Consider the following 22,839-nt stretch of genomic DNA (forward strand, 5'->3'; position numbering starts at 1 on the left):
TCGCCAACCTGCCATAAACCCGGCCTAACCCCGCGCGCCCGGCCGCGCGCCATGCATTTGACCTGCCCGGAGCCGCTGCGCCCGGGTTGCAGAGTGGAAAAATCGAAAAAATGTCCTCCTCGCTGAGAAATATCGCGATCATCGCCCACGTCGACCACGGCAAGACCACGCTGGTCGACCAGTTGTTCCGCCAGTCCGGCACCTTCCGCGACAACCAGCGGGTGGAAGAACGGGCGATGGATTCGGGCGATCTCGAAAAGGAACGCGGGATCACCATCCTTGCCAAGTGCACCAGTGTCGAGTGGCACGGGGCCGATGGCGAGACCACGCGGATCAACATCGTCGACACCCCCGGCCACGCCGATTTCGGCGCCGAGGTGGAACGCATCCTGAGCATGGTCGACGGCGTGATCCTGCTGGTCGACAGCGCCGAAGGCGCGATGCCGCAGACCAAATTCGTGACCGGCAAGGCGCTGGCGCTGGGACTGCGCCCGATCGTGGTGGTCAACAAGATCGACCGTCCCGATGGCCGCCCGCAGGAAGTGCTCGACGAGGTGTTCGACCTGTTCGTCAGCCTCGATGCCGCCGACGACCAGCTCGAATTCCCGGTGCTCTATGCCTCGGGCCGCGATGGCTATGCGAGCGAGGACCAGGATCGGCGCGAAGGCAGCCTTGCTCCGCTGTTCGAGAAAATCATCGAGCACGTCCCCTCGCCCGGACTCGATCCGGACGCCAAGTTCAGCTTCCTTGCGACGCTGCTTGATCGTGACAACTTCATGGGGCGCGTGATCACCGGCCGGGTGCAGTCGGGCACCATCAAGGTCAATGATCCGATTCACGCCATCGACATGGACGGCAAGGTCGTCGAAGTCGGCCGCGCCACCAAGCTGATGAGCTTTGACGGTCTGGAACGCGTGCCGGTGGAAACCGCGCAGGCCGGTGACATCATCGCGCTGGCGGGCCTTGAAAAGGCGACCGTGGCCAACACCATCTGCGATCCTTCCGTCAGCGAACCGATCGCCGCGCAGCCGATCGACCCGCCGACCCTGGCGATGCGCTTTGCCGTGAATGACAGCCCGCTTGCGGGACGCGAAGGCAGCAAGGTCACCAGCCGCATGATCCGCGACCGGTTGCTGCGCGAGGCGGAAACCAACGTCGCCATCCGCGTCACAGAAAGCGAGGACAAGGACAGCTTCGAAGTCGCCGGGCGCGGCGAATTGCAGCTGGGCGTGCTGATCGAAACGATGCGCCGTGAAGGCTTCGAACTCGGCATCAGCCGCCCGCGCGTGCTGTTCCGCGAGGAAGATGGCAAGCGCATGGAGCCTTACGAAACGGTCGTCATCGACGTGGATGACGAACATTCCGGCACGGTCGTCGAGAAAATGCAGCGCCGCAAGGCCGACCTTACCGAAATGCGCCCCTCGGGCGTGGGCAAGACCCGCATCACCTTCTCGGCCCCCTCGCGCGGGCTGATCGGCTATCACGGCGAATTCCTGTCCGACACGCGCGGCACCGGGATCATGAACCGGTTGTTCGAGAAGTATGACGTCTACAAAGGCCCGATCGAAGGCCGCAACAACGGCGTGCTGATCTCCAACGGCGATGGCGATGCCAATGCCTATGCGCTCAACATGCTGGAAGAACGCGGCGAGCTGTTCATCGGCGCGCAGATGAAGGTCTACGCCGGGATGATCATCGGCGAGAACGCCAAGCCCGATGATCTTGAAGTGAACCCGATGAAGGCCAAGCAATTGTCCAACGTGCGTTCCAGCGGCAAGGACGATGCGATCCGCCTCACCCCGCCGCGCCGGATGACGCTGGAACAGTCCATCGCCTATATCGACAATGACGAAATGGTCGAAGTAACCCCACAATCGATCCGCCTGCGCAAGGCGATCCTCGACCCGCACGAGCGCAAGAAAGCGCGGCGCAAGAAAGAGGATTGAGGCGCACGCGCCCCCGGGCCGGGGGCGCAGGCATCTGGCAAGCGACATAATCTTGCCGCAAACCGCGCTGGCGGGACACAGGCTTAGGGTGGCGGGGGATTGTCTTGGCAATCCTTGCGAATTTCGGCCCGCCGGTGGTCAAGCACGGGCCAGCTTGTTACCCCGCGCGCCATGAACAGTGCCACCCTCGCTTCTCTCGCCGCATATTTTGTCCTCATGCTCGCCATCGGGCTTTATGCCTGGAAAAAATCGACCGGGGATTCCGAAGGCTATCTGCTGGCCGGGCGCAATCTGCCGCCTTCGGTTGCGGCGCTCAGCGCCGGGGCGAGCGACATGTCGGGCTGGCTGCTGCTGGGCCTGCCGGGCGCGCTTTATGCGGCCGGACTGGTCGAGGCGTGGATCGGCATCGGGTTGTTCCTCGGTGCGGTCGCCAATTGGGTGCTGGTCGCGCCGCGCCTGCGCGAACAGACCGAACGGATCGGCAATGCGCTCACCATCCCGCAATTCCTCGCCAACCGTTTCCCCGAACGCGGCACCGCGCTGCGCGTCACCTCGGCCATCATCATCGTCGCCTTCTTCACCGTCTACACCGCCGCAGGGCTGGTGGGCGGAGGCAAGCTGTTCGAGACGGCTTTCGCGGGTATCCTGCCGAATAGCGGCATGAGCGATTACATGCTCGGCATCCTGATCACCGCCGGGATCGTGCTGGCCTACACCATGATCGGCGGGTTTCTTGCCGTCAGCCTGACCGATTTCGTGCAGGGCCTGATCATGATGGGCGCGCTTGTCATCATGCCGGCGGTGGTGATGTTCGGCGCCGGGGGCGAAGCGGGCGGAAGCCTGAAAGATGTCCCGGTCGAAGGCTTTCTTGACCTCACCCACGGGCTGACCGCGATCGGATTTATCAGCGCGGTGACATGGGGGCTGGGCTATTTCGGCCAGCCCCATATCATCGTGCGTTTCATGGCGATCGACAAGGTGAAGAACGTGCCGCGCGCGGCGGCCTTTGGCCTTGGCTGGATGGGGATTGCGCTGATCGGCTCGATCGGCCTCGGTATTGCGGGCCGCGCCTATGTCGAGCGTAACGGGCTGGTGATCGCCGATCCCGAAACGATCTTCATCGTGCTGGCGCAGTTGCTGTTCCACCCGGCGGTGACGGGCTTTCTCTATGCCGCGCTGCTGGCTGCGATCATGAGCACGATTTCATCGCAATTGCTGGTGTCATCTTCCTCGCTGACGGAAGATTTCTACCGCCTGTTCCTGCGCCGCGATGCCTCGGAACGCGAGGCGGTGAATGTCAGCCGCATCGCCGTGGCGCTGGTGGCCATCGCTGCCTGTCTGCTGGCGAGCGACCCTGGCAGCGAAGTGCTGGGCCTTGTCGCCAATGCCTGGGCGGGCTTTGGTGCCGCCTTCGGCCCGCTGATCCTGCTGGCGCTGATGTGGCACGGCGAAGACAGGGCGGGCGAACGCAGGGGGGGCATGACCGGTGCAGGCGCGGTGGCAGGGCTGATGACCGGCGCGGGCGTGGTCGCCGTGTGGATCGCGCTGGGCTGGAACTCGGCATTTCTCGGCGGGCCGGGCCTTTACGAGATCGTGCCGGGCTTTGCCGCTGCGATGCTGGCCATCATCATCGTCAGCAAGGCGACCCGGAAAAAGCTGCTGGCGGTGTAACCCCCGGCCTTGCGCGCCCGAAACCGGTAATGTCAGGAACGCGCAGCCTTTCCTTCCCCCTCCCCCCGGACGGGCGGCGCGCTCCTGCGCCTTGCGTTCCCTTTCGGAGGTTGCCCGATGCTGCGTATCCTGTCCCTGCTGACTGCCATCGGTGCGCTGCTGGCTGCTGCCCTTACCGTTACCGCCCGCGCAGAAACGGGCGCTGGCTGGCAGGCATATGACGCCGGGGCATTTGCTGCGGCACAGGCTGCGGACAAGACCATCGTAGTCGATGTCCATGCCAGCTGGTGCCCGACCTGCCGCGCGCAGGCCCCGATCCTTGATGAACTGCGCACCGAACTTGCAAGCGACAAGGTGACCTTCATCAAGGTCGATTTCGACAAGCAGAAAGCCTTCCTGCGCGCGCACCGCATCCCGCGCCAATCGACTGTGCTGGTGTTCAAGGGCCAGCGCGAAGTCGCACGTTCGATTGCCGAAACCGACCGCAAGCGCCTGCGCGCTGTCGTGCTCGGCGCGCTGTAACCGGGGCTGATCATGGCCAGCGGGCTGTTGCTTGCCTTCCTTGCGGGGCTGGTGACGATCCTAAACCCCTGCGTGCTGCCGCTGGTGCCGATCCTGATCGGATCGGCGCTGGGCACAAGCCGCGCCGGGCCGCTGGCGCTGGGCGAACGTCGCAAGACCCCCGCGGCGCTGGCTCGCTATGGCAAGCCGCTGTTCGGCGCGGCGCTGGTGATGGTCGGCACGCTGGTGCTGTCCGGGCTGGACAAGGTGCTGGAGGCCGCTTTGCTTGATGTCCTGCCGGATTCGCTGGTGCGTTTCACCACCCGATTCTGAGCGCCGCGCGGCCAGGGGTTTTCCCTTAGATCGGCGCAAAGCTTCGCTTGAGCGCAGTTGTTTCCGCAGCGTTAACCAATTCTGCGCAATACTGCCTACTCATGAAAGCCCCGATATTCATCCGCGGATTGACGCTGCTTGCCACCACGCTGGTTCTGGCGGGCTGTGGTTCGCTCATCCCCGGAGGAAATGGCGGCGCTGCGCCGGGCGCGGCAAACCGCTCGGCCGCAACCGAGGCCCGCCCCGCGACCCGTATCGCCTCGGCCCCGCAAAGCTATGCCGCCAGCAGCATGGATCGCGGCTGCCTGGCCGATCTGGGTGCAACCGGCGCGCGGTTCCAGCCACTGCCCGATACCTATGCCGCACCGGGGTGCAACAAGCTTGGCACGGTGCAATTGTCGGCGCTGGCGGGCGACCGTTCGACCTTCGGGGTGAGCAATCTCGGCCCGCTGCGCTGCGGCACGGCCAAGGCCTTCAGCGACTGGGCGCGTTTCGGGGTCGATCGCGCCGCGCGCCAGATCCTCGGCAGCCCGATCGCGCGGATCGAGACGATGGGTTCCTATGCCTGCCGCAATGTCGCGGGGACGGAACGCCGCTCGGCCCATGCCCGCGCCGAGGCGATCGACGTTTCGGGCTTTGTGCTGGAAGATGGCCGCCGGATCATGCTCAAGCGCGACTGGGATGGCGGCGATGCGATGACGCGCGAATTCCTGCGGGTGGTGCACAAAAGCGCGTGCAAGCGCTTCGGCACCGTGCTTGGCCCGAAATACAACGCTGCGCACGAGGATCACTTCCATCTCGAAGGCACTGGCGCGAAATTCTGCCGCTAGAACGGTTTGCGATGCGATTGCATCGGATCAACCGCTTCAGGGTTGTGAATGACCGCGTTGTTCCGACCCGCCGGGTGATACCACCGGGCGCGACAATGCGCTGGATCACGGCAGGCCGATTGCGCGGCGCTGAAATCGCGGCCAGTCCGAAGCCCAAGCGGCGCGTGTTTTCTTGCTGATGCAGAATGGCGCTGTTGGCCCGAGGTTGGCGGGCCCCGGCACGCTGAACCATCAGCACCGGGGCCGCTCCGGGGGTACCGGATCCGAATTTCATTCCGGGCCTGCCCGCCCAAGCCAGAGGTTTTGGCGCGGCTGGCGGACCTTGCAGTTCTGGGAACTGCGCGTGGTCAGGCGTGCAATTTCGGTTCGAGCTTGGCCTCCAGCCGCAGCCGCACGGCCTCCGCCGCGTGGCGTGCACCAAGCTTGTTCATCATGTTGGCGCGGTGGATTTCCACGGTGCGCGGGCTGATATCGAGCTCGCGCGCGATCGCCTTGTTGCTGCTGCCTTCGGACAGCCATTCGAGCACCTCGCGCTCCCGCGCCGACAGGGCCGAGATACGGTCGCGCGCTTCGATCATCCGGCGGCGGGCCACACCGAATTGTTCGGCCTCTTTCTCGATCCGGGCGAGGCAGCGGGTGAAACGATCCGGATCCAGCGGCAGGGCGAGATAATCAAGCGCCCCGGCCTTGATCGCCTCGACAATGCGGTTCGGGCGGGGCTGCACCTCGACCGCGATCACCGGCAGCCAGATCCCGAGCCGGCTGAGCCTTTCAAGGATCATCCCGACCCCGCCTTCTTCGGCGGTGTCATGGGCGATGATGATCCCTTCGCGCGGCGGGTGGACCGAAAGTTCGGACAGATCGCCGTAGACCTCGCAATGATGACCGAGGGCAAATCCCACACGCGCCAGTTCAGCACGCTGGCGGCTGCAGGAATCGATGAAATGGAGGGGGGCTTTGCGTGTCATGCGATGATGACTGCGCCAACCCCTTAGGTAATTCACGCAAGGTCGCCACCAATCCGGAGGATTTACCATATCTCTGGAAAGTCAAATCATTGAATAAAAATCGTTAAACTGGTCCATAACGAACCTTGATTGTTGCTGCCCGTCAACCTTCACCGTCAAAGCTGTAGGATGGCAGCGAATGGAAGGCCGAACGCAGCGCATCGCCCCAACCCGATGAAATCGTGGCGAAATAGGGATCATCGGCACCGATCCGGTGGTCATGGGTGGGGGCAAACGTGTCCTTGCCGATCACCAGCAGATCGAGCGGCAGGCCGACCGAGAGGTTTGCCTTGATGGTGGAATCGAAGCTGACCACTAGCAGTTTGACCGCATCCTCGAAGCTCATGTCGCTATCATAACCGCGGATCAGGATCGGGCGGCCATATTTGGTCTCGCCGATCTGGAAGAACGGGGTGTCCCAGCTGGCCTCAATGAAATTGCCTTCGGGATAGATCATGAACAGGCGTGGCTGCATCCCGGCGATCTGCCCGGCAACGATCATGGTGGCAGTGAAGCGCCCCTTGCCGGTATCGCCATTGACGCGCTGGGCTTCCTCGATGGTAGCCCGCAGCAGACGGCCGATCTCGGTTGCGACCTGGAACATGGTCGGACCTTTCAGCAGCGCGTTGTCGCGCTCACCCGGGGCCTTGGTGCGCTCTTCCAGCTGGCTGATCACCGCCTGCGTGGTGGCAAGATTGCCCGCCGTCATCACCGCAATCATGCGTTCGCCCGGCACATGCCAGTGGAACAGCTTGCGGAAGGTCGAGATATTGTCGACGCCCGAATTGGTGCGGGTGTCGCTCATCAGCACGAGGCCTTTGTCGAGCACCATGCCAACGCAATAGGTCATGTCGGTTCGTCTCCCCAAGCGCCCCGGAAGCGGGCGCGTCGCCCTAGACCAAAGCAGGCGGCTGCGCAAAGCTCCGCGTTGCTGCCTGTCGGCTTATTGCGTGGTCTGATCCTGCTGCTGGCTCTGCCCGGGGCCGGGCGTGTGGGCCGATACCGCGACATCGACCCTGAGCACCTCCTCGGTACCGCCAAAGCTGATGCCCGTCACCGGCGCAGCATCGCGATAATCGCTCCCGGTCGCCACGCGCACATAGCGCGGATCGGGGCAGATGCCGTTCGAGACATCGAAGCCGACCCAGCCCAGCCCATCGACATGGGCCTCGGCCCAGGCGTGGGTGGCCTCCTGATCAATGCGGTCATCCATCATCAGATAGCCGCTGACATAGCGCGCCGGGATGCCGGTTGCCCGCGCCGCGCCGATGAAGATATGCGCATGATCCTGACACACGCCAAACCCGTGGCTGACCGCTTCCTCGCCGGTCGTGGCCGAATGGGTGCGCCCCGTTTCATAGGCGACCCGTTCGCGGATCAGCGCCGACAATGCGTGAAGAAAATCGAGCGGCGCTTCCTCGACCGGCCCCTGCACCTCGCGCAGCAAGGCCCGCATTTTCGGGCCCGGACGGGTCAGCGGAGTCTGCCGCAGGAAGCTCCACAAGGGCAAGTGGCCCGAATGGCGGCCGATCACCCCGGCATTGTCCTCGGTCTCGACAATCCCTTCGCAGGTCACGATCACCTCGCGCGCGCCCGGTTCCACCCCGATCAGCGTGACATGGTTGAAATGCTGATCGTCATAGGCAAGCTCGGCATGGGCATTCTCAAGGTGCATCTGCCATTCGATGATGCGCTGGCCCTGCGTTTCCTTGGGGGTCAGCCGCAGGCGCTGGAGCGCGTGCATCACCGGCTTGCCAAAGGAATAGTGGGTGGTGTGCCGGATCGCCAGTCTCATCCTGCTCATGGCTGCGTCCTCATGCGTGGAACCGGTAATCTTCGGCGATCGCCCTGCTGATCGCAGCGTTGCGGGCGAGGAAATCGACGAGGAATTCGTGCAACCCCTGATCAAAGATCTGGTCCACGGTCAGGTCGCTGATGCGGGTATCGGCATCGCGCATCAAGGCGTTGCAGCGCCCTTCCACCCCGTGCATCCGGGCCAGCGCGGCCAGGTTTTCGCGCAGCGCGCTGCGGCAGAAGGCGAGGCTGCGCGGAAAACGATCATCAAGCACGAGGAAATCGACAATCCCGCGCGCCTCGATCTGCCCGGCGTTGAGCCAGGAATAGACCCGCGCTCCGGCGACCGATCGCAGCACCTGTTCCCACTGCCCGGTATCGAGGCTCGACCCGACATAGGAGAGCGAGGGCAGCAGCAGGAAATATTTCATGTCGAGAATGCGCGCAGTGGAATCAGCGCGCTCGATGAAGGTGCCGGCGCGGCTGAAATGATAGCCCTCGTCGCGCAGCATCGACCCGTCGAAAGCGCCGTGGACCTGCGTGCCGGCCCGCCGGATGGTGCCCAGCACTTCGCCCACCGCGGTCTGGCCGACCGGACGCGCGAGCAGCTTGTCGAGCTTCATCCAGTTGTCGTTGACCGCTTCCCACACATCGGACGAGATGTTGGTGCGGGCCGTGCGCGCATTGGCACGCACCGCGCCGAACATCGCCCGGACATTGCCGGGATTCGAAGGCCCGCGCAGCACGAAGTTCCAGACCGACAACCCGTCATAGCTCTCGTTTGTGGCCTCGAAGGGCTGTTGCAGGCCAAGCGTGGCGATCACCGAGCGCCATTCGGCCTCGGCAGCGACGAGATCGCGGGTCAACGCCATGCGCAGCGCCGCTTCGAGCAGGCGCGCGGTATTCTCGGCCCGTTCGAGATAGCGGAACATCCAGAACAATCCGTTGGCGGTGCGGCCTAGCATGAGCGTTCCCCCACCATCAGTCCTTGAGCACCCAGGTATCCTTGGTGCCGCCCCCTTGCGAGGAATTGACCACCAGCGAACCCTTTTTCAGCGCCACCCGCGTCAGCCCGCCCGGCGTGATGTCGATCCCTTCGGGAGAGACCAGCACAAAGGGCCGCAGATCGACATGGCGCGGCGCGAGGCCGGCACGGGTGTAGATCGGGCAGGTCGACAGCGCCAATGTCGGCTGGGCGATGTAGTTTTCCGGCTTGGCCTTCAGCTTGTCGCGGAAGGCGGCGATCTCGCGCTTTGATGATGTCGGCCCGATCAGCATTCCGTAGCCGCCCGATCCGTGCACCTCCTTCACCACCAGTTCGGCGAGGTTGTCGAGCACATAGGCAAGGCTATCGTGATCGGCGCAGCGCCAGGTCTGCACGTTCGGCAACAGCGGCTTTTCACCAGTGTAGAATTCCACGATCTCGGGCATGAAGGAATAGATCGCTTTGTCATCGGCCACCCCCGTGCCCGGCGCATTGGCGATGGTGATCCCGCCGGCGCGGTAGACATCCATGATCCCCGGCACGCCCAGCATCGAATCCGGATTGAAGGTCAACGGATCAAGGAATTCGTCATCGACCCGGCGATAGAGCACGTCGATCGGCTTGTACCCGCGGGTGGTGCGCATCTGCACCCGCCCTTCGACCACGCGCAGATCGCTGCCCTCGACCAGTTCGGCGCCCATCTGGTCAGCAAGGAAGGCATGTTCGAAATAGGCCGAATTGTAGATCCCCGGCGTCAGCACCGCCACGGTCGGCTTGCCCCCGGCAAAGGCCGGCGGGACACAGGCGGCAAGGCTGCGGGCCAGACGGCGCGGATAGTTGGAAACACTCTCCACCCCGACGCGGCTGAACAGATCGGGGAACATCCCCATCATCGTCTCGCGGTTTTCCAGCATGTAGGAGACGCCCGAGGGCGTGCGCGCATTATCCTCCAGCACAAAGAATTCATCCGGCCCGGTGCGCACCAGATCAATCCCGACAATATGGGTGTAGATCCCGCCCGGCGGGGTGAAGCCGACCATGTTGGCCAGCCACGCATCATTGGTTTGCAGCAGGCGTTCCGGCAGCCGCCCCGCGCGCACGATTTCCTGCCGGTGATAGAGATCATACAGGAACGAATTGAGCGCCCGCACCCGCTGTTCGATCCCGCGCGACAGCTTGCGCCATTCGGCCGCAGTGATGATGCGCGGCACCATGTCGAAGGGGATCAGGCGTTCTTCCGCCTCGTTTTCGCCATAGACGTTGAAGGTGATGCCGGTGCGGCGGAAGGTATCATCGGCCTCGCGCGCCTTGCGCCGCATCCATTCGCCCGGCTGTTCGTCAAACCAGCGGCAATATTCGTCATAGGCGGGCCGGGTCTGGCCGCTGCCATCGAACATTTCATCGAACGTGCTGCTTCCTGCGCTCATTGACCCCCGCATGTGCCCTTAGGTGCAATGCAGCAATCTACCGATGCGCGGGAAAAATGAAAGCTAATGCTGAAGCTGGCACAATATCTTTGCGCAGGCGGCTTCAACGGGTCGCTTCAAGTTCGCCCAGCAAGGTCATGATCACCTGCGGATCATAGGTGAATCCGAGATGCGTGCAGCGCACCGCGATTGCGCGGTCGCGCTCTCCCGGACGGCCCGCGGCGCAGCGCGGGGCAATCGCGCCGTCATTGGCGCTCCACAGCGCGACCGTCTCGACCGGCGGCTTTGCGGCGAGATCAGCCTCCACCGGCGGCGCATCGACGCTGTGGCCGGTAATGAACTGGTAGGCGCGCCACACATTATTGGCGCGCGGCGAACCTGAAAAAGGCGCGCCCATGGTGATGACCTTGGCCACCGCGTGGGGCTGGCGCTTGGCCAGTTCGCGCGCGAACAGCCCGCCCAGGCTCCAGCCGATCAGCACAACCGGCCCGCCGTGGCGCGCGTGGAGATCGGCCAGCCGTGCATCAAGCTGCCGGAACCGCGCCTCGTCCGGCCCCCAGTTGAAACCCAGCCCCCAGCGCTTGGTCCGGTGTCCGGCGATTTCGAGCTGGCGGGCGAGATAGCGCATCCGCACCGGATGGGTGGCAAAGCCGGGCAGGATCATCACCATCTGCGGATTGGCGGTGGCCGCAATCGCCAGCTTGCGGCGATGGCGGCGCAGCGGTTCGAGCAGGATCTGCGCCTCGCCCAGCATCCGCACCATCCGCGGCTTGCCCGCTTCGTGCTCCTCGGGGCAGGCCTCGCGTGCGAGCGCGACCCGGCGCGCCAGTTCGCTTTGCTCGTAAGCCTGCCGCGCGCCCTCCCCCGCCGCCGCGAAGTGGCGGGGCAGGCGCGATAATTCGATGGCATCACGGTTCGGGGACATATCCCCATTCAAGCCCCCGTGCGGCTTAACCTTCCCTGAAGTGTCACAATCGCGAGGCTCAGCAGGCGAGGTCATTTTGCCGGGCAGTCGCCGATCCGTTCGTGCTTTGCGGCAAAGCTCATGGTGCCCTCGCCCATTTCCGGCACGTTCATCTTCATCGTCGCGGTGAAATCGGACGTGGTGGGGGAGGCGGTGCCGTTCATGGTCATGCGCGCTTCGCCCGCAGGGGTCTTGCACACCATCACCGCATCCATCTTGCCGCCGTCGAGGTTGAAGCTTTCATAGGCGCATTCGCCGTCCTGTCCGCGCTTCATCATCTCTTCAAAGCCTTGGGCAACGTCTTCCTCGGTCAGGCAATATTCGCTGGTGGTGGTCATGCCGCTGCCGTGGCCCGCCATGTCGGCCGGCATGCCGGGGATCTCCATCCCGGTCATGGTGATGGTGGCCTTGTACTGGCCGGGTTCGGGCATGATGCCTGCGCCCTCGACCTTGCGGGCAACCTCGTCGGCACTCACCGCGCCCGCATTGCTTGCGGCACCCTCGGCATTGCCATCCGAACAGCCCGCCACCAACGCGCCCAGAGCCGCGATCATCGCCATCCGCTTCATGCAGCATTCTCCTTTACCGGGGCGCCATCACGACGCCCATCTTGCGCACACTCCATAACCGATTATGCCGCAAACCGGGCAGGAAAATCCACCGGGCTTGAGAAGCGTGCGGCCCGGCCTCATATGGCGGGCCATGGCAGAACTTGTAATCCGACGCGGGCTGGACGAGCCTGATACGAGCTCGGACTTCACCCCCCACCGCCCCGCCCGGCCCGACAAGTCGATGGGCGGCATCCCGTTCAAGCTGGTGTCGGAATACGAACCGGCGGGCGATCAGCCGACCGCGATTGCCGAACTCACGCAAAGCGCATTGGACGGCGAGAAGACGCAGGTGCTGCTGGGTGTCACCGGCAGCGGCAAGACCTTCACCATGGCCAAGGTGATCGAGACCCTGCAACGCCCGGCGCTGATCCTCGCCCCCAACAAGATCCTCGCCGCGCAATTATACGGCGAATTCAAAAGCTTCTTTCCCGAAAACGCGGTCGAATATTTCGTCAGCTATTACGACTACTACCAGCCCGAAGCCTACGTCCCGCGTTCCGACACCTATATCGAGAAGGAATCCAGCGTTAACGAGGCGATCGACCGGATGCGCCATTCGGCCACCCGCGCACTGCTGGAACGCGACGATGTGATCATCGTCGCGTCGGTATCGTGCCTTTACGGCATCGGATCGGTCGAGACGTACTCGGCGATGATCTTCGACATCAAGGCGGGCGACTCCGTTGATCAGCGCGAGTTGATCCGCAAGCTGGTGGCGCTGCAATATAAACGCAACGATGCGGCCTTCACCCGCGGCACGTTCCGGGTGCGCGGCGACAACCTCGAAATATTCCCCTCGCATTATGAGGACATGGCCTGGCGGATCAGCTTTTTCGGGGACGAGATCGAGGAGATTGCCGAGTTCGATCCGCTTACCGGCACCAAGGGGGCAGCGCTGGAGAAGGTGCGGGTCTATGCCAATTCGCACTATGTCACCCCCGGCCCGACGATGAAGCAGGCGGCGGCCGCGATCAAGTTCGAGCTGGAAGAACGGCTCAAGGAGTTGGAGGCGGAAGGCAAACTGCTCGAACGCCAGCGGCTAGAACAGCGCACGCATTTCGACCTTGAGATGATCGCGGCGACGGGAAGCTGCGCCGGGATCGAAAATTACTCGCGCTTTCTGACAGGCAGGCTCCCCGGCGAACCGCCGCCGACATTGTTCGAATACCTGCCCGAAAACGCGCTATTGTTCGTCGATGAAAGCCACCAGACCGTGCCGCAGATCGGCGCGATGGCCAAGGGCGATCACCGCCGCAAGCTGACGCTGGCCGAATATGGCTTCCGCCTGCCAAGCTGCATCGACAACCGCCCCTTGCGCTTCAACGAATGGGACGCGATGCGCCCGCAGACCTTTGCTGTGTCGGCCACGCCAGGCCATTGGGAAATGGACCAGACCGGCGGCGTTTTTGCCGAACAGGTGATCCGCCCCACCGGCCTGATCGATCCGCCGGTCGAAATCCGCCCGGTCGAAGATCAGGTGCAGGATTGCATCGTCGAATGCAAAGCCACCGCCGCCAAGGGTTATCGCACCCTGGTAACCACGCTCACCAAGCGGATGGCCGAAGACCTGACCGAATTCATGCACGAAGCCGGTGTGCGGGTGCGGTACATGCACTCGGACGTCGAGACGCTGGAACGTATCGAGCTGATCCGTGATCTACGCCTCGGCGTCTATGACGTACTGATCGGGATCAACCTGCTGCGCGAAGGGCTCGACATTCCCGAATGCGGGCTGGTGGCGATTCTGGATGCGGACAAGGAAGGCTTCCTGCGCAGCGAAACGTCACTGATCCAGACGATCGGGCGGGCGGCGCGCAATGTCGATGGCCGGGTGATCCTTTACGCCGACCGCATCACCGGCAGCATGGAACGGGCGCTGGCCGAAACCGACCGCCGCCGATCAAAGCAGGAAGAGTTCAACACCGAACACGGCATCACCCCGCAGACGATCAAGCGCAACATCCACGACATCGTGGCCCATTCGGCGGCGCAGGATAGCGTGCTGGTGGATACCGGCGATGAGGAGCGCAACAACCTCGTCGGCCACAACCTGCGCAGCTACATCGAAGACCTCGAAAAACGGATGCGCAATGCGGCGGCGAACCTCGAATTCGAGGAAGCCGGAAGGCTGCGCGACGAAATCCGGCGGCTGGAAGCGGATGAGCTTGGGTTGCCCGGCGAGGCCTCAAGCAGCGGAGCGGCAGGCCAACAAAAACGCGCGCCGATTGTAGGGCGGTCGAACGAGGGCAAGCCGGGAACGCGCAAGACGCGGTATGGGAAGACCCGCTTCAAGAAGATGGGCGGAAAGCCTTAAGCTGTGCTTGAACACGCGTGCCAAGACTGCCACTTCCTATTTGATGAACCACAAAGTCATTAGTGCGCTGGCCGCTGTCGGCGCCCTCGCCTTCGCTGTTCCCACCATGGCGCAAGACGCGCAACCGGCTGAGGCCGCCAAACCCGCCGCGCCCACCCCACAGGTCCGCACCCGCGATCTTTCCGGCACCTTTGGCGGGCAGCGCATCGCCTATCGCGCGACCATGGCCGACACGATCCTGTCCTCCGATGACGGCAAACCTGAAGCGGTCGTCGTCACCACCTCCTATATAAAGACCCCCGCTGACCCCACGCGCCCGGTGTTCTTCATCTACAACGGCGGGCCGGGTTCAGGCTCGGTCTGGTTGCAGATGGGGGCCTTCGGGCCGAAGCGGGTGGCGATCCCGTCTGACGCGCGCGATGATGGGGCGCCGCCCTATCCGCTGCTCGACAACCCGGACAGCCTGCTGGACGTCGCCGATCTTGTCTTCATCGACCCGCCCGGCACCGGCTTCAGCTATCTGACGCAGGGCACCGATCCCAAGAAATATTACGGACTCAAGCAGGATGGCCGCGCCGTCGCCGATGTCATCCGGCGCTGGATCAATGACAATGGCCGCTGGTCCTCCCCCAAATATCTCGGCGGGGAAAGCTATGGCACCAGCCGCACCGCGATGGTGGTGGATGAGCTGGAGGGCAGCACCTATAGCGACGTGGGCCTCAACGGGTTGATCCTGATTTCCACGATCCTCGATTTCGCCGGGCGTGAACCGACGCCGGGGAATGAAATGGCCTATGTGGTCGCACTGCCCAACATGGCGACGGCGGCGTATTTCCACGGCAAGGCGCAGGCGGCATCGGTCGAAGCCATTGCCGAAGAAGCGCGCCAGTTCGCCATCGGGCCCTATGCGAGCGCGTTGTTGAAAGGGCAGGATTTGCCGCAGGCCGAACGCGAGGCTGTGCGCGCCGAACTCGCCCGCCTGACCGGGCTTTCGGAACAATATCTCGAACAGGCCGATCTGCGTGTTACCGATCAGCGGTTCTACAAGGAATTGCTGCGCGATCGCGGGCTGACCGTGGGGCGGCTGGATTCGCGCTACACCGGCCGCGATTACGACAATGCGGGTGAAACGCCGGACAATGATCCGAGCTTCTACGGCATCGACGCAGGCTATACCGCCGCGATCAACCAATGGGCGCGTGAAACGCTGGGCTACACCACCGACCGGCAATACCAGTCGATTGGCAATGTCGGCAGGCAGTGGGACTGGTCGCTGGGCGCCGGCTGGGGCCGCAACGCCTATCTCAACATCGCGCCTCTGGTGGGCAAGGCGATGCGCCAGAACAGCGGGCTGCGCGTGTTCAACGCGCAAGGCTGGTATGATTTCGCCACGCCGTTTTTTGGCGCGGAATATTCGCTGAAACGCACCGGGATTCCGCAGGACCGGATCACGTGGAAATATTATGATGCGGGCCACATGATGTATATCCGTGACGAAGACCGGGCCAAGCTTTCCGCCGATATCCGCACCTTCATCAAGGCGCGGTGATGGGGGCAAGGCGCCTCCTTGCTGCGCCTGCGCTGGTGCCTGCTTTGTTGGGCGCGCTGGCATTGTCCGCCTGCAAGCCGCCGCCGACCGATGCCGCCGTGGCGCGCGCTGCCAGCCTGCCCGCAGCCGAAGGGCCATCGCCCCCGCTTGCCTCGCCCGACACCGAAGGTGCCCTATGGGCGCAAAGCGGCGCCGGTCAGGATCAGGCGATGCGGCTGGTCTATGGCATTCCGGGCGAGCCAGTGTTGCTGGCGCTGGAATGTGTCGATGCCGGCCAGCCGCGGGCGCGGATCAGGATCACGCGCCATGCCCCAGCTGACGAGGGCGCAGCCGCGCTGCTGGCGCTGATCGGCAATGGCGCGATCGGGCGGCTGCCGGTTGATGCAACGGCGCAGGGCAAGCGGATGTTCTGGGAGGGCGAGACGCCTGCGATCCATCGTGGATGGAACGCGCTGGACGGTATGCGCGAAGTGACAGCCACCGTCCCCGGCGCGGGGCTGGTGCGGCTCAATCCAAGCCCGTTACCGATGCAGCTGGTGGCAGCATGCCGGGGAAGTGCAGATTGACGCACCCCTTGCGGGGCGTGCGTTATCCGCGTTCATGCAATCTGAAAATCGGATCGCTGCGGGCGCGCGGCCACGCTGGTGAACCCTCAAAGGTCCGAAGCCGCCCGGCACGTGCTAGTTCTGCCGCGTCTGACCAGTCAGCAGATCCGGCGTAAGCACCTGCGGCAACTGTTCCGGGTTTGACGCGCCCGGCGCATACCACAGATACAGCGGCACGCCGGCCGCGCCCTGTTCGGTCAGAAAGGCGGTGATCGCTTCATCGCGCACCGTCCAGTCGCCCATCATCGTCACCACCCCTGCGCTGGTGAAAGCGTCACGCACGCTCTCGCGCTCGATCGCGACGCTTTCGTTGACCTTGCAGGTGACGCACCAGTCAGCGGTGAACCACAGGAACACCGGCTGGCCCGAGGCGCGCGCGGCGGCAAGGGCTTGGGCGCTGAAGGCTTGAGGATTGTGGATGCTGGCCGCCTGTTCCGCCTTCTCCGTCTGGTGGACCGAAGGCAGGGCAATCGCGGCAAAGACAAGAAACGGCGCAGCGACAAGGGCAAAGGCGGGCCAGGCGATCTTGCCGCTGCGCTGCAGGCGTCCGACAATCCACAGCGCCATCAGCACGCCGATCACCAGCACCAGCGCGACAAGGCCGAAGCTGCGACCACCCAGCTGCACCGTCAGCCACACCAGCGCCAGCGCGGTGAGCCCCATCGGGATCGCCATGAACCGCCGGAACCGCTCCATCCACGCCCCCGGTCTGGGCAGCATCCGCCGCAGCGCCGGAACGAAACCGAGGAGCAGAAACGGCAGCGCCAGCCCCAGCCCCAGCAACGCGAACAGCAGCAGAGCTTGCGCCGTCGGCAGCAGCAGCGCCGCACCCAGCGCCGCCGCCATGAAGGGGCCGGTGCAAGGGGTGGCGACGAAGGCCGCGAGAAGGCCCGTGGCGAAGGCACCGGTCCGCTCTCCCCCCATGCTGACCGAGAGCGATGGCAGTTCGAACAATCCGGCAAAATTCGCGGTGATCGCGGCGGCCAGCACCAGCAGGGCGACGACCACGCCCGGCTCCTGCAACTGGAACGCCCAGCCGACCTGTTCGCCCGCAGCGCGCAGCGCCAGCAGCAGCGCGCCCAAACCGACGCAGGCCAGCACCACGCCCGCGGTATAGGCCAGCCCCTCGGCGCGCGCCCCCCCCTCTTTGGCGCCTTCGCTCTCGCCAGCGCGGGCGAGGCTGAGCGCCTTGAGGCTGAGGATCGGGAAGACGCAAGGCATGATGTTGAGCAGCAATCCCCCGGCCAGCGCACCAAGGATCAGCGTCCACAGCGGCGGGGTGACCACAGGCTTCGGCCCGGCGACCAATTCGCCGCCGGTGGGGACATCACCGGGCGCCGCCTCGAACCGCACCCCCGCCCCGTTGCCGAAACCGAGAATGCCGGACACCATCGCCGCTTCGCCCGCGCGGCGCGCATCAAGCGGAATTTCCGCGATCAGCACATCGCCCACGCGGCGGAAGGTCTGCGGCGCGGCGTAATCGACCAGCCGTTCATTGGCGATGAAGACATGCGGATCAGCCAGCCCCACGCTCGCAGGCAAGGGTATCGCCACCTGCAAACCCTGCCCGGCCACGGCAAAGCGCGCCCTTGCATCCAGCAGCGGCGCGGCCTCGGCCCGCCAGCGCGCGAAATCGCCGCCCCGGCGTTCTTCGAGCACCGCGTCCTGCGGCACGCAGATCTGATCGGTGCAGGCGAGATATTCCACATGGCCGGTGATCGGCCCCGGATCGATCACATCGGCATCCGGCCCGACCTTGACCGGCACCAGCACCACATAGGTGCCTTCGTAGATGTGGTTCATCAGCCCGCTGATCGTCAGCCGCTGCGGCACCGGATAGATCGGCTCGCCCAGCTCCCAGCCATCGGGCAGATCCAGCCTCAGCCGCATCCCCTGCCCAGCATCGCCGGGGTTGGACCAATATCCGTGCCACTCCTCGCTTTTGGGCGTAAAACGCAGCGCCAGCATCCACTCCCCGCCCGCCACCGGCGAACCATCGGCGAACAGCGCGACGGCGATATTCTTATCGCCGTAGCGCGCCTCGTCCGGCACATCCTGCGCGCGCCCCGCCCCCGTCAGCATTACGGTTGCGAACAGCGCAAGCATCCATGCAAGCAATTGACGGATCGGTAGCGGGAAGGTTCTTGCGCGGGACACGGATAGCCCTCTAGGCTGGCGCCGCAATCTTCGCAATCGGAGCGAACCCGTGACCAAGCCTGAAATTGAAACGCGCGACCTGGTGATCCTTGGCGGAGGCTTGGTCGGCATGACCCTCGCGCTGGCGGCGGCGAAGAAGGGCCTGTCGAGCCACGTGATCGACCGCGCCGATCCGGCGGAACTGACCGCCGAAGGTTTTGATGACCGCGCCACCGCGATTTCCACCGCAAGCTGGCACCTGTTCGAAAATATCGGGATTGCGGAAGGCCTCGAACAATTCGCCTGCGATATCGCCAGCATCGCCGTGACCGATCAGAACAAGCCCGGCCGGCTCGATTTCCAGCCCGGCGCGGATGGCGGCACGCTGGGGCGGATGTTCCCCAACCGCCGCCTGCGCCTCGCCCTGTTCGAGGCTGCGGCGCAGGAACCGCTGATCCACTGGGTGGCCAAGGCCAAGGTGATTGAACGCCAGCGCAGCGAATATGGTGTTGCCGCGGTGCTGGAAGGCGGCGTCAAGCTGAAGGGCCGCTTGATGATCGCCGCCGAAGGCCGCCAGTCGCCGACCCGTGACGCTGCCGGAATCACCATGGCCAAGTGGGATTACAAGCACCGCGCGATCATTGCCGGGCTGACCCATGAAAAACCGCACGGTAATGTCGCGTGGGAAATCTTCTATCCCGCAGGGCCGTTTGCGCTGCTGCCGCTGAACGATGATGCCGACGGCACCCACCGGTCATCCCTCGTGTGGACCGTGTCGGAGGCGGATGGCGCGGGCGTGATGAAGCTGGGCGACCGGGCGTTCCTTGCCGAGGTGGAAAAACGCATGGGCGGGGTGCTGGGCAAGGTGCAGACTGTCGGCCACCGCTCGTCATGGCCGCTGGGCTTCCACCACACCGCCAAGATCACGGGCGAACGGCTCGCGCTGATCGGGGATTCGGCGCATGGGATCCACCCGATCGCCGGTCAGGGCCTGAACCTTGGCCTGCGCGATGTCGGTGCACTGGTCGAAGTGCTGGCGGACGGCGCGCGACTGGGGCTTGATCCGGGCGATCCGGAACTGCTCAAGCGCTACGAGACATGGCGCGGGCTCGACAGTTTCATGGTGGCGTTGGCGACCGACGGGTTGACCCGATTGTTCGGCGTGCCGGGCAGGGCCGCATCCGCCGTGCGGCGGCTGGGCATGGCGGCGGTGCAGCGCACCCCGATGCTCAAGGATTTCTTCATGGACGAGGCGCGCGGCGTATCGGGCGATCTGCCGGCGATCTTGCGGGCTTGAGCATCTCCAGCGCGTGACGCGTCAGCATCTTGGCGCGCTGGTATTGGTCTGTTTGCATGTCACCTTGGGCTGCGCAGGCCTCCCGCATCAGCGCAATTGCCAAACTAAGGCAGCACCAGCGGGCTGCTCAATTGCCGCACCCGATTGCCGGCCCCGTCGCGCAGGCCGCGCTGGTCGAGCACGGCGGCAGTTTCGATCACTTCCAGCGCTTCCATCGCCTTGGCGTAGCGTTCGGCATCCTTGATCCAGCTTTCGGCCTTGGCCGCGCCGGGCATCCCTTTCACTTCGTCGATCGCGTTCTGATAGCGCCCCTGTTCGAGCGCCCAGCGTGCGCGTTCCAGCCGTCGCTGCGGCTGCGGCGAGGGGGTGCTTTCACGCCGGAACACGAACAACTGGCCCAGCTCGCGCTGGAAAGCCTCCCACGACGGGCCATCATTGCTTTCGCGCAGGCTCGGCCCCAGCCCTTCAAGCCGCGCGACCAGCCCATCCAGCCGGATCGGATCGCGCGAAAAATCGATGATGCTCGCCACCGCATTGGGCCATTGATCGCCAAACCGCAGCCGCAACTGATCGGCAAGATAGCCCAGTTCGGCCCCGCGTTCGACCGCGCGGCGGGTGGCAAAGGCGATCAGCAGGCTTTCCGCACGCGCGGCATTGCCCGCCGCCGCCTGGGCCTGCAGATCAAGCTGGGTGAGCCGCTGTTCGGCGGCGGCGAGGCGTTGATCCAGCCCGCCTTGCTGTTCGGCCACGCGGGTCACCGCTTCAACCGCCTGTTCGGCATTTTCAGCCTTGATCGCATCGGCCAGCGGCGTGGGCGCAGGCGAAGACCCCGCTTCGGTCAGGGCCGCAGCTCCCTCCCCCGCTTCGACGGCGACCACGGGATCGGGGCGCGGGGCGCCGTTGCGTTCGGGCTGGAAATTGTACCACACCACCCAGCCCACCAGTATACCACCGGCAATGAAGGCAGCCAGCACGGCCAGCAACAATCCCCGGCCCGAGGAAGGTTTGCGGCGGCTTGTATATTTCGATTCCATCAGAATCCGTTCTGCGACCTTATCTGTCCCGTTGGGCCTGTCCCATTGGGGCCTGCCCTGCCGGAGCCCATCCTATCAGGAACTGTCCCCACCATGCCACGGCCGCGCTTACGGCGTCCCGGCAGGAGCGACGGGAATGGAGCCTCCCTCTTGGCACAAGTCAAACACCAAATCCAACAGGGCGGCTTCATCGGGGCGCGGCGCGGTGTGGACAGCGCGCCAGCCCTTGCCCGCTGCGCTGGCAATGCGCGGGCCAAGCGCGGCGAGCGCCAGACCCGTGCGCGCCAGTCCCAGCCGGTCGCACTCGGCGGCAAAATGCCGCGCTGTCGCCGCCGAATGGAGCAGCACCAGCGCCGCCCCGTTCGCCAGCATTGGCGCAGCGGGATCAAGCGGCAGGGCCACGCTGCGATAGGCGATCACCGTATCGAAGCTTACCCCTTGGGACGGGGCCAGCGGCATGTGTTCCTCTCCGGCGATGCGCAGCATGTGGCGGGGTGGGACAATCGCATCCAGCACGCCCTGCAATCCGCCGCTGCCCACCTGCGCCACGGCAAAGCCCGCCGCGCGCGCGGCCTCGGCGGTCGCCTCGCCAACCGCGAAAACCGGCTTGTGCTTCAGCCTGTCGAGGTTCTCCCCGCCATGCAGAAAGGCATTGGCGCTGCCGATCAGCAGACTGTCAAACTGGGCCGGATCGGGGCATCGCCATGCAACGGGGCGGATTGCCGACAAGGCATGTCCGGTGATCGCAAGCCCCTTTGCCCGCGCTTTATCAAGGGTCGCGGACAACCCCGGTTCGGGCCTGAGCGCGAGGATCTGCATCCTCACCCGCCATTCTGGAGATTCTGGGCGCGGAAATGCGGGGCGATGCCGGGCGTGGCGCGGGCCAGCAGGTCTGCCGCCAGCGCGCGCACGGGGGCATGATCGCCCGGCGCAAAATCGGCAGTGCCTTCGATCCGTTCGGTGCCATCGGGGCTGAACAATGCGGCGCGCATGGAAAGCCGGCTCCGGGCAGGTTCGCCGTCCCCGGTTTGGCACAATACCGCAACCGGCGAATGGCAGGTGCCGCCCAGTTCCGCGAGCAGGGCGCGCTCCGCCTCCAGCTCGGCGCGGGTGGGCGCATGGTCGATCGCGGCCAGCAGCGCGGTGACTTGCGCATTGGCAGCGAGGCATTCGATCGCGATCACGCCCTGGGCTGCGGCGGGGATCCATTCATCCTGACCCAGAGGATGGCCGACCGCGCTCTGCCCCAGCCGTTCCAGCCCGGCAGCGGCAAGGAAGGTCACGTCGGCCTCGCCCGCCTCCAGCTTGCCGAGCCGCGTGGCGACATTGCCGCGAAAGGTCACGACCTTGCAATCGGGCCGCAGGTTCAAAAGCTGCGAAGCGCGGCGCGGCGCGCTGGTGCCGACAATCGCGCCATGCGGAATCGCGGCGATGCTGGCCGCGCCGACCAGACTATCGCGCCGGTCGGCACGCGGGAGGAAGGCGGGGAAGTGGAATTCGCTTGGCCGGATTGTCTCGACATCCTTGGCCGAATGGACCGAGGCATCGATCCGCCCTTCGCCCAGCCATTGATCCAGTTCCTTGGTCCACAGCGCCTTGCCGCCGATTTCGGACAGGGGCCGGTCAAGCACCTTGTCCCCGCTGGCGAGCACCGGGACCAGTTCGACCGCGCCTTCCGTCCAGCCGTGGGCCGCGCACAGACGCGCAGCGGTTTCCACCGCCTGCGCCATTGCCAAAGGGGAATTGCGGGTGCCCAGACGGATGCGGGGCGTGGTTCGTGATGCTTCGTTCATGGCTATGCTTGCCCTAGCGGCCATACAGACTAGATGGAAGCG

20 protein-coding genes are annotated in these 22,839 nt (G+C 64.9%); 9 read left to right on the forward strand and 11 right to left on the reverse strand.

Annotation, left to right across the window (positions count from 1 at the left end; genetic code table 11):
* Positions 1-110 precede the first annotated feature (110 nt).
* The 5 genes from typA (at position 111) to BUA05_RS04540 (ending at position 5,281) form a co-directional block, all read left to right on the forward strand.
* Positions 111-1,946 (forward strand): translational GTPase TypA, encoded by a 1,836-nt coding sequence (gene typA, locus BUA05_RS04520; RefSeq protein WP_072673464.1) that lies wholly within the window; start codon positions 111-113, stop codon positions 1,944-1,946.
* Between the two features lie 171 nt (positions 1,947-2,117).
* Entirely contained in the window at positions 2,118-3,617 is a 1,500-nt protein-coding gene (gene putP, locus BUA05_RS04525; protein WP_072673465.1) for a sodium/proline symporter PutP, read from the forward strand.
* 117 nt (positions 3,618-3,734) lie between these two features.
* The gene (locus BUA05_RS04530) at positions 3,735-4,139 is read left to right on the forward strand and encodes a thioredoxin family protein (protein WP_072673466.1); all 405 of its coding nucleotides are present in this window, start codon (positions 3,735-3,737) and stop codon (positions 4,137-4,139) included.
* Positions 4,140-4,151: 12 nt separating this feature from the next.
* Positions 4,152-4,451 carry a hypothetical protein gene (locus BUA05_RS14900; RefSeq protein ID WP_072673467.1) on the forward strand — a complete coding sequence of 100 codons (300 nt, stop codon included), beginning with the start codon at positions 4,152-4,154 and terminating at the stop codon, positions 4,449-4,451.
* A 101-nt stretch (positions 4,452-4,552) separates the two neighbouring features.
* A complete protein-coding gene (locus tag BUA05_RS04540; RefSeq protein ID WP_072673468.1) occupies positions 4,553-5,281 on the forward strand; it encodes an extensin family protein in 729 nt (242 codons plus the stop codon).
* A 347-nt stretch (positions 5,282-5,628) separates the two neighbouring features.
* On the opposite strand, the gene BUA05_RS04545 is transcribed toward BUA05_RS04540, so the two are convergent.
* The 7 genes from BUA05_RS04545 to BUA05_RS04575 form a co-directional block, all read right to left on the reverse strand.
* Positions 5,629-6,249, reverse strand: a complete 621-nt coding sequence (locus BUA05_RS04545; protein WP_072673469.1) for a response regulator transcription factor — start codon at positions 6,247-6,249, stop codon at positions 5,629-5,631.
* 142 nt (positions 6,250-6,391) lie between these two features.
* Positions 6,392-7,138, reverse strand: a complete 747-nt coding sequence (locus BUA05_RS04550; RefSeq protein ID WP_072673470.1) for a proteasome-type protease — start codon at positions 7,136-7,138, stop codon at positions 6,392-6,394.
* Positions 7,139-7,231: 93 nt separating this feature from the next.
* Positions 7,232-8,083 carry a transglutaminase family protein gene (locus BUA05_RS04555; RefSeq protein ID WP_072673471.1) on the reverse strand — a complete coding sequence of 284 codons (852 nt, stop codon included), beginning with the start codon at positions 8,081-8,083 and terminating at the stop codon, positions 7,232-7,234.
* A gap of 19 nt (positions 8,084-8,102) precedes the next feature.
* Positions 8,103-9,047, reverse strand: coding sequence for an alpha-E domain-containing protein (locus BUA05_RS04560; RefSeq protein ID WP_072673472.1), 945 nt, complete (start codon positions 9,045-9,047; stop codon positions 8,103-8,105).
* Positions 9,048-9,063: 16 nt separating this feature from the next.
* Positions 9,064-10,494 carry a circularly permuted type 2 ATP-grasp protein gene (locus tag BUA05_RS04565; protein ID WP_072673473.1) on the reverse strand — a complete coding sequence of 477 codons (1,431 nt, stop codon included), beginning with the start codon at positions 10,492-10,494 and terminating at the stop codon, positions 9,064-9,066.
* A gap of 103 nt (positions 10,495-10,597) precedes the next feature.
* Positions 10,598-11,419 (reverse strand): esterase/lipase family protein, encoded by an 822-nt coding sequence (locus BUA05_RS04570; protein ID WP_143150257.1) that lies wholly within the window; start codon positions 11,417-11,419, stop codon positions 10,598-10,600.
* 71 nt (positions 11,420-11,490) lie between these two features.
* Positions 11,491-12,027 carry a DUF3617 domain-containing protein gene (locus BUA05_RS04575; RefSeq protein ID WP_072673474.1) on the reverse strand — a complete coding sequence of 179 codons (537 nt, stop codon included), beginning with the start codon at positions 12,025-12,027 and terminating at the stop codon, positions 11,491-11,493.
* Between the two features lie 133 nt (positions 12,028-12,160).
* On the opposite strand from BUA05_RS04575, the gene uvrB reads away from it, so the two are divergent.
* Genes uvrB through BUA05_RS04590 form a run of 3 tightly spaced genes read left to right on the forward strand, consistent with a single transcriptional unit; the run spans position 12,161 to position 16,498 of the window.
* Positions 12,161-14,383 (forward strand): excinuclease ABC subunit UvrB, encoded by a 2,223-nt coding sequence (uvrB, locus tag BUA05_RS04580; RefSeq protein ID WP_072673475.1) that lies wholly within the window; start codon positions 12,161-12,163, stop codon positions 14,381-14,383.
* A gap of 43 nt (positions 14,384-14,426) precedes the next feature.
* Positions 14,427-15,932, forward strand: a complete 1,506-nt coding sequence (locus tag BUA05_RS04585) for a S10 family peptidase (protein ID WP_072673476.1) — start codon at positions 14,427-14,429, stop codon at positions 15,930-15,932.
* Entirely contained in the window at positions 15,932-16,498 is a 567-nt protein-coding gene (locus BUA05_RS04590; protein WP_072673477.1) for a hypothetical protein, read from the forward strand. The genes BUA05_RS04585 and BUA05_RS04590 overlap by 1 nt, the downstream gene beginning before the upstream one ends.
* A gap of 114 nt (positions 16,499-16,612) precedes the next feature.
* Here the strand turns inward: BUA05_RS04590 and BUA05_RS04595 are convergent, their stop codons facing one another.
* The gene (locus BUA05_RS04595) at positions 16,613-18,643 is read right to left on the reverse strand and encodes a protein-disulfide reductase DsbD family protein (protein ID WP_084662467.1); all 2,031 of its coding nucleotides are present in this window, start codon (positions 18,641-18,643) and stop codon (positions 16,613-16,615) included.
* A gap of 160 nt (positions 18,644-18,803) precedes the next feature.
* On the opposite strand from BUA05_RS04595, the gene BUA05_RS04600 reads away from it, so the two are divergent.
* Positions 18,804-19,970, forward strand: a complete 1,167-nt coding sequence (locus BUA05_RS04600; protein ID WP_084662472.1) for an FAD-dependent monooxygenase — start codon at positions 18,804-18,806, stop codon at positions 19,968-19,970.
* A 104-nt stretch (positions 19,971-20,074) separates the two neighbouring features.
* Here the strand turns inward: BUA05_RS04600 and BUA05_RS04605 are convergent, their stop codons facing one another.
* The 3 genes from BUA05_RS04605 to hemC all read right to left on the reverse strand — a co-directional run bounded on the left by BUA05_RS04605 (position 20,075) and on the right by hemC (position 22,797).
* Positions 20,075-21,004, reverse strand: coding sequence for an MICOS complex subunit MIC60 (locus BUA05_RS04605; RefSeq protein WP_072673480.1), 930 nt, complete (start codon positions 21,002-21,004; stop codon positions 20,075-20,077).
* Positions 21,005-21,112: 108 nt separating this feature from the next.
* Positions 21,113-21,823: a uroporphyrinogen-III synthase gene (locus BUA05_RS04610; RefSeq protein WP_072673481.1), complete on the reverse strand. Its 711-nt coding sequence runs from the start codon at positions 21,821-21,823 to the stop codon at positions 21,113-21,115.
* A 2-nt stretch (positions 21,824-21,825) separates the two neighbouring features.
* Positions 21,826-22,797: a hydroxymethylbilane synthase gene (hemC, locus tag BUA05_RS04615; RefSeq protein ID WP_072673482.1), complete on the reverse strand. Its 972-nt coding sequence runs from the start codon at positions 22,795-22,797 to the stop codon at positions 21,826-21,828.
* Between the last annotated feature and the right edge of the window lie 42 nt (positions 22,798-22,839).

This window comes from Erythrobacter sanguineus (assembly GCF_900143235.1).
Lineage (GTDB): Bacteria > Pseudomonadota > Alphaproteobacteria > Sphingomonadales > Sphingomonadaceae > Erythrobacter > Erythrobacter sanguineus.

Coding starts and splice junctions, on each gene's coding strand:
- typA (WP_072673464.1), top strand. CDS start 111: ATGTCCTCCTCGCTGAGAAATATCGCGATCATCGCCCACGTCGACCAC.
- putP (WP_072673465.1), top strand. CDS start 2,118: ATGAACAGTGCCACCCTCGCTTCTCTCGCCGCATATTTTGTCCTCATG.
- BUA05_RS04530 (WP_072673466.1), top strand. CDS start 3,735: ATGCTGCGTATCCTGTCCCTGCTGACTGCCATCGGTGCGCTGCTGGCT.
- BUA05_RS14900 (WP_072673467.1), top strand. CDS start 4,152: ATGGCCAGCGGGCTGTTGCTTGCCTTCCTTGCGGGGCTGGTGACGATC.
- BUA05_RS04540 (WP_072673468.1), top strand. CDS start 4,553: ATGAAAGCCCCGATATTCATCCGCGGATTGACGCTGCTTGCCACCACG.
- BUA05_RS04545 (WP_072673469.1), bottom strand. CDS start 6,249: ATGACACGCAAAGCCCCCCTCCATTTCATCGATTCCTGCAGCCGCCAG.
- BUA05_RS04550 (WP_072673470.1), bottom strand. CDS start 7,138: ATGACCTATTGCGTTGGCATGGTGCTCGACAAAGGCCTCGTGCTGATG.
- BUA05_RS04555 (WP_072673471.1), bottom strand. CDS start 8,083: ATGAGACTGGCGATCCGGCACACCACCCACTATTCCTTTGGCAAGCCG.
- BUA05_RS04560 (WP_072673472.1), bottom strand. CDS start 9,047: ATGCTAGGCCGCACCGCCAACGGATTGTTCTGGATGTTCCGCTATCTC.
- BUA05_RS04565 (WP_072673473.1), bottom strand. CDS start 10,494: ATGAGCGCAGGAAGCAGCACGTTCGATGAAATGTTCGATGGCAGCGGC.
- BUA05_RS04570 (WP_143150257.1), bottom strand. CDS start 11,419: ATGTCCCCGAACCGTGATGCCATCGAATTATCGCGCCTGCCCCGCCAC.
- BUA05_RS04575 (WP_072673474.1), bottom strand. CDS start 12,027: ATGAAGCGGATGGCGATGATCGCGGCTCTGGGCGCGTTGGTGGCGGGC.
- uvrB (WP_072673475.1), top strand. CDS start 12,161: ATGGCAGAACTTGTAATCCGACGCGGGCTGGACGAGCCTGATACGAGC.
- BUA05_RS04585 (WP_072673476.1), top strand. CDS start 14,427: ATGAACCACAAAGTCATTAGTGCGCTGGCCGCTGTCGGCGCCCTCGCC.
- BUA05_RS04590 (WP_072673477.1), top strand. CDS start 15,932: ATGGGGGCAAGGCGCCTCCTTGCTGCGCCTGCGCTGGTGCCTGCTTTG.
- BUA05_RS04595 (WP_084662467.1), bottom strand. CDS start 18,643: ATGCTTGCGCTGTTCGCAACCGTAATGCTGACGGGGGCGGGGCGCGCG.
- BUA05_RS04600 (WP_084662472.1), top strand. CDS start 18,804: ATGACCCTCGCGCTGGCGGCGGCGAAGAAGGGCCTGTCGAGCCACGTG.
- BUA05_RS04605 (WP_072673480.1), bottom strand. CDS start 21,004: ATGGAATCGAAATATACAAGCCGCCGCAAACCTTCCTCGGGCCGGGGA.
- BUA05_RS04610 (WP_072673481.1), bottom strand. CDS start 21,823: ATGCAGATCCTCGCGCTCAGGCCCGAACCGGGGTTGTCCGCGACCCTT.
- hemC (WP_072673482.1), bottom strand. CDS start 22,797: ATGAACGAAGCATCACGAACCACGCCCCGCATCCGTCTGGGCACCCGC.